This is a genomic window from Asticcacaulis biprosthecium C19 (assembly GCF_000204015.1).
In the GTDB taxonomy this organism is placed as follows: Bacteria; Pseudomonadota; Alphaproteobacteria; order Caulobacterales; family Caulobacteraceae; genus Asticcacaulis; species Asticcacaulis biprosthecius.
In genome coordinates this window covers 16298-22303 of the sequence record NZ_GL883078.1, presented here as the reverse complement: position 1 = coordinate 22303, position 6006 = coordinate 16298, and the positions used below count along the sequence as shown (strand labels likewise).

At 61.0% G+C, this 6006-nt stretch carries 4 protein-coding genes; 2 read left to right on the top strand and 2 right to left on the bottom strand.

Going from position 1 to position 6006, the window contains the following annotated elements:
- Positions 1-340: 340 nt before the first annotated feature.
- Entirely contained in the window at positions 341-2977 is a 2637-nt protein-coding gene (gene alaS / locus ABI_RS10825; protein WP_006273000.1) for an alanine--tRNA ligase, read from the top strand.
- An 84-nt stretch (positions 2978-3061) separates the two neighbouring features.
- Positions 3062-3847: a glucose 1-dehydrogenase gene (locus tag ABI_RS10820; RefSeq protein WP_006272999.1), complete on the top strand. Its 786-nt coding sequence runs from the start codon at positions 3062-3064 to the stop codon at positions 3845-3847.
- A gap of 365 nt (positions 3848-4212) precedes the next feature.
- Here ABI_RS10820 and ABI_RS10815 read toward each other — a convergent pair whose 3' ends face one another.
- A complete protein-coding gene (locus ABI_RS10815) occupies positions 4213-4794 on the bottom strand; it encodes a TMEM165/GDT1 family protein (RefSeq protein ID WP_040309322.1) in 582 nt (193 codons plus the stop codon).
- A gap of 236 nt (positions 4795-5030) precedes the next feature.
- Positions 5031-5954: an AEC family transporter gene (locus ABI_RS10810; RefSeq protein WP_006272997.1), complete on the bottom strand. Its 924-nt coding sequence runs from the start codon at positions 5952-5954 to the stop codon at positions 5031-5033.
- Between the last annotated feature and the right edge of the window lie 52 nt (positions 5955-6006).

Sequence of the window (6006 nt, the reverse complement as noted above, 5' to 3'; positions counted from 1 at the left end):
GAGCGCATCCCAAAAAAAAGTGACGCACTTTTTGGATTAAGATGCGCGTAAAAACAAAAGCTTAGAGCGCCGATCCGATCTACCGGATCGAAACGCGCTCTAACAAGCCTGCGCCAAGAAATCCCCCTCCCGTCCTGCTGCGCTCCGCTAGCAGACACGGCACGGGCCGCCCCGCTCCCCCGCATAACGGGGAGTATAAGAATTGAGGAATCCGCGCGGTTGAACGTGGGAACAGGTCAGAAGACTCATTTTGATGTCCCTGATGTCGCAAAGGTCTTTGCGATTGTCGGAACTCCCCTCTATATACGCCGATATTCGCATCAGACCTTATCGGACCCCCATGCCCAGCCTGAATCAGATCCGTCAGACCTTTCTCGATTACTTCGCGCGCAACGATCACGAAGTGGTCGCATCGTCGTCGTTGGTGCCGCAGAACGACCCGACCCTGATGTTCACCAATGCCGGCATGGTGCAGTTCAAGAACGTCTTTACCGGCGCCGAAACGCGGCCGTACAAGCGCGCTACCACCTCGCAGAAGGTGGTCCGCGCCGGCGGCAAGCACAACGACCTCGACAATGTCGGCTATACCGCGCGCCACCACACATTCTTCGAGATGCTGGGCAATTTCTCCTTCGGCGACTATTTCAAGGCCGATGCGATCGAGCACGCCTGGACCCTGCTGACCAAGGATTACGGTCTCAACCCCGACCGCATGATGGCCACCGTCTATATCGACGACGATGAGGCTTTCGAGCTGTGGAAGAAGATCGCGGGGCTGCCGGAATCCCGCATCGCCCGCATCGCCGGCAGCGATAACTTCTGGTCGATGGGGGACACCGGCCCGTGCGGTCCGTGTACCGAAATCTTCTACGACCACGGCGACCATATCTGGGGCGGCCCTCCGGGCACGCCGGAAGAAGATGGCGACCGCTTCGTCGAAATCTGGAACCTCGTGTTCATGCAGTTCGACCAGCAGCCGGACGGTACACGCGTCAACCTGCCTAAGCCGTCGATCGACACCGGCATGGGCCTGGAGCGTGTCGCGGCCGTGCTGCAAGGCGTGCACAACAATTACGACATCGACCTGTTCAAGAACCTGATCAGCGCGTCGGTTGAAGCCACCGGCGTCGCTGCCGAAGGCGACAGCCTGCCGTCACACCGCGTGATTGCCGACCACCTGCGCTCGTCGTCCTTCCTGATCGCCGATGGTGTCACCCCGTCGAACGAAGGCCGCGGCTATGTCCTGCGCCGCATCATGCGCCGCGCCATGCGTCACGCCTACCTTCTGGGGTCGCAGGAGCCGCTGCTGCACCGTTTGGCGCCAACTCTCGTGGCCGAAATGGGCGGTCATTATGGCGAGCTGAAACGCGCCGAGGCTGCCATTGTTGAGACCCTGCGTCAGGAGGAAGAACGCTTCCGCCGCACCCTGGGCCGCGGCATGACCCTGCTGGACGAGGCGGTTCGCGACTTGAAATCCGGCGATATGCTGGAGGGCGAAGTGGCCTTCAAGCTGTACGACACCTATGGCTTCCCGCTGGACCTGACCCAAGACGCCGTCCGGGCCAAGGGTTTGAGCGTTAATGTCGCCGGTTTCGAGGCTTCCATGGAAGCACAGAAGCAGCGCGGCCGTGATGCCTGGACGGGCTCCGGCGAAAAGGCCACCGCCGCCGAATGGTTTGCCATCAAGGAGGCCATCGGTGCCTCGGAATTTACCGGCTACGACCACTTGTCGGCCCAGGGCCATGTCCAGGCGATCGTTCTGGATGGCGAGACGATCGAGGAAGCCCTGACCGGCGATACGGTCAGCATGGTGTTCGAAAAGTCGCCCTTCTATCCGGAAGGCGGCGGCCAGGCCGGTGATGTCGGCACGGTCGACTTCCTGCATGGCAAGGGCAATGTGCTGGACACCCAGCGGCAGGCCGGCGACCTGATCGTTCATCGCATTGAAATCACTGAAGGCCGGGTCAAGGTCGGCGATAAAGCCGAACTCCATGTCGATGCCGGCAAGCGCAAGACCACGCGTTCCAACCACTCGGCGGCGCACCTGGTGCACGCTGCCCTGCGCCATGTTCTCGGCCCGCACGTCGCGCAGAAGGGCCAGTTGGTCGACGCCGAACGCATGCGTTTCGACTTCAGCCACGGCGGTCCGCTGACGGTTGACGAACTGGCGCGCATCGAAGCCGAGGTCAATGCCGTGGTGTTGCAAAACGCTGCGGCTGCGACCAAGCTGATGACACCGGAAGCTGCCATCGAGGCCGGCGCGATCGCCTTGTTTGGCGAAAAGTATGGCGACGAGGTTCGTGTTCTGGCTCTGGGCCAGGCCCTGGACGGCCAGGGCGACTATTCGGTCGAACTGTGCGGCGGCACCCATGTCGCCCGCACCGGCGATATCGCCCTGTTCAAGATCGTATCGGAATCAGGTATCGCCGCCGGCGTTCGCCGTATCGAAGCCGTTACCGGGGAAGCTGCGCGGCAGTTCCTGCTGGAACAGGCCGGCGTCGCTCGGTCGTTGGCCGATCAGTTCAAGGTGCCGGTGTCTCAAGTTGAGGCCCGGGTCGAAGCCTTGGTGGCCGAGCGCAAGCGGCTGGAAAAGGAACTGGCCGAGGCCAAGCGCGCCCTGGCCGTTGGTGGCGGCGGGGCGGCGTCGGGTCCTGAAGAGATCAATGGCACCAAGCTGATCGCGCGTGTGCTCGAAGGCGTTGGGGGCAAGGATCTGCGTCCCCTGGCAGAGGATTTCCGCAAGCAGGTCGGTTCGGGCATTGTCGCCCTGGTCGGTAAGCTGGACGGCAAGGCGGCAGTGACGGTAACCGTAACCGCGGACCTGACCGGACGTTACAACGCGGCCGAACTGGCCAAGGCGGCTGTGATCGCCATGGGCGGCCAGGGCGCCGGTGGCAAGCCGGACTTTGCCCAGGGCGGCGCGCCGGACGACAGCAAGGCTGATGCCGGGCTGGAAGCGGTGAAGGCGCTTATCTAAGCCTCATGCCAAAATGTGTCGGGACATGTCCTGATGCACTTTTTGGAAAGACATGAGGCGTCTTCCAAAAATTTCGGAGGTTCAATGAACCGTCTGTCTAGGAAAGTCTGTCTGATCACCGGCGCGGCGTCGGGCATCGGCGCGGCCATGGCGCGCGCCTTCGCTGCAGAAGACGCCACGGTGATCATCAGCGACATCAATGCCGCCAAGGGCGAGGCGACGGCGGCCTCTCTGGGCGGGAAGGGATTCTTCCTGAGTCATGACGTGACCGACGAAGCGCAATGGCAGTCGGTGATGGCCGCAATTGCTGAACACCATGGCGGACTGGATGTGCTGGTCAACAATGCCGGGATCATCGGGACCGAAGGCGGGGCTGACCATGATCCGGAACATACCTCGCTCGATGAGTGGCATCGTGTGATGCGGATCAATCTGGACAGTGTCTTTCTGGGCTGCAAGCACGCCATTACTGCCATGCGTGCAACCGGTCGCGGTGGGTCGATCATCAACATGTCGTCGCGATCGGGGTTGGTCGGGGTGCCGAAGACGTCGGCCTATGCGGCGTCCAAGGCGGCGATTCGCAATCACAGCAAGAGCGTGGCCCTGTACTGCGCGCAGGAGAACCTCGGCATCCGCTGTAACTCGCTGTATCCGGCCTCGATTCGTACGCCGATGTGGGAGTCGATGATCGACAGCCGCGAGGACGAACAGGCGATGATCGACGCCATGCCACTGCATCGCTTTGGCCGGCCGGAAGAGGTCGCCGCTGTGGCCATTCTGCTGGCGTCGGATGAAGCGACCTATATTACCGGGTCGGAATTCAATATCGACGGCGGTATCCTGGCCGGGACGTCGACCTCACCGAAGTAGCCTGTCTTCGTGTGGGACCTTTCTATGCGGCGGCACCGCTGGAAAGGGTGAGGTCCACAGATAAGCCAGATAAGTCAGATGAATTGTGCGTGTGGCTGATGTCGTGGATCATCGGAACACGCTTCTTCGCGTCTTCGCGTGAAATTTTTCTGCCTCGATTTACCTGGACCAATGGGATGATCTCAAGGTCTGGAGGAAGGAATTTCACGCGAAGACGCGAAGGAAGAGTATCGAGATCTACCACCCGTCATTTCGATCCGCTATCGACACGCTTTGCTCGCCACAGGACAGGACGAGTCGGAACGCGAGCGATGTCGAAAGCACTAACCATCTGACTTATCTGGCTTATCTGTGGATTCCTCTTCTTACGAAAAGGCCGGGATCAGCTTGAACCAGGTCAGCAGGCTCCACAAACCGAAGCCGACGAACAGCGCGCTCGCGGCATAACGGACGGCGTTCAGTGGGATCCACTTCATGATCTTGTCGCCGAACAGCACCGCCGGGACATTGGCGATCATCATGCCAAGCGTAGAGCCGGCGACGACGCCAATCAGGTTGCTGTATTGGGCGCCGAGCGCAATGGTGGCGAACTGGGTCTTGTCGCCCATCTCGGCCAGAAAGAAGACGACGACCGTGGTGACGAACGCGCCGTAGTCTTTCTTCGGGGCTTCATCGTCATCTGCCTTGTCAGGAATCAGAATCCACAGGCCCAGAGCAATAAACGATACCGCCAGAATCAGCGGCATCCAGGTTTTCAATCCGGTGTGCATCAGCAGGCTGCCGCCCAAGGCCGCCAGCGCGTGATTCGCCAGGGTGGCGACCAGGATGCCGAAGATGATCGGGATCGATTTGCGATAGCGCGCCGCCAGAATCAGGGCGAGAATCTGCGTCTTGTCGCCCATCTCGGAGATGGCGACCAAAAGTGTCGAATGAAGGAAGGCGTCCAAGGTCTTTGCGATCTGATCAGGCGGCTCATGACATACGGCGCGAATGGGCGCCGCCTGATCGATTGGCGCCAAACACACCGCAGGTCTTGCCTAATCTTCAAGAAGGCGCGCTAACGCTACGCTTCTTGAGTACAGATGCTGCCGCCATGCCCATGCCGGGCAAGTATGTTGACGGACAGCCGCAGTGGAAACTGCGCGGCTACTCCCCTGAAGGATGAGGCGCTTATAGGGCGGGGCTAGATGTGCGTCAAGATCAAAGCCAGGACCGACAGGGTGATCAGGCTGAAGACAGTCGATTGCGCCACCGTCTTGGCGGCGCCTTCGTACCAGACCTGGTAGATTCGGGCCTGGATGAAGACGCTGACGGCCGTGGGCGTGGCCGCCAGGAAGACGCAGATCTTGAAGGTGGTTGCGTCGGCCTTGAGCAGCCAGAGCACAAGCGCGACCAGAGTCGGGGCCAGCAGGATTTTTGCCGCGACGGCCAGGCCGCTCAGAGGATCGAAGCTGGCCAGATTTCGCCACTCCATCAGACCCAGCATGCCGCCCAGCGCGACAAGGGCAACGGGTGGCCCTGATTTTCCCAGCAGATCGAGCGCGGTTTCGATCGGCGGCGGGAAACGTTGTCCCATCGTCAGGAGGGCTATGCCGATCAGGGCGCCGATCACTGTCGGGTTCTTGGTCGTGCGAATCAGGGCTTCCTTGAAGGTGTGGCCGGAGGACTTGGCCATGGCGGCGCAGCCCAGACTGAACAGAAACAGAAAGTCGACGGCGACCACCAAAGGTCCGATCTCACGCGCCGACTGGCCAAACAGCGAAAAGGCGATGGGAATGCCCAGAAAAGCAGAGTTGTTGATGAAACCGGCCATGCCGGCAGTGGCGGCCTGCTCGCGCGGCGCCTTGCGCAGGGTAGCTATGGCCAGCACGATACCAGCCGTCACGATCATGGCAACGGCATAGCCGGCAAACAGGATCGCATGTTGGCCGTCGAAGTGGGGCAGTTGCGAGAAGCTGACCGCCAGCCAGCAAGGAAAACCCAGCCAGTAAAAGTAGGCGGAAAGGCCGTCCAGGCCTTGATAGGTCAGACGGCCGGTTCGGGCCAGGACGGCGCCGGCAGCGATGAAGCCGAAGAAGATAACGACCCTAGAAAGCGTATCGAGCATGACGGTTTAGTAGTGCGTCGTGCGCGGGAATGCATGTGTTTTCTGAGCGCGG

What these genes read in the sequence shown, in the direction of transcription:
- alaS (WP_006273000.1), top strand. Translation starts at nt 341, where the DNA reads ATGCCCAGCCTGAATCAGATCCGTCAGACCTTTCTCGATTACTTCGCG.
- ABI_RS10820 (WP_006272999.1), top strand. Translation starts at nt 3,062, where the DNA reads ATGAACCGTCTGTCTAGGAAAGTCTGTCTGATCACCGGCGCGGCGTCG.
- ABI_RS10810 (WP_006272997.1), bottom strand. Translation starts at nt 5,954, where the DNA reads ATGCTCGATACGCTTTCTAGGGTCGTTATCTTCTTCGGCTTCATCGCT.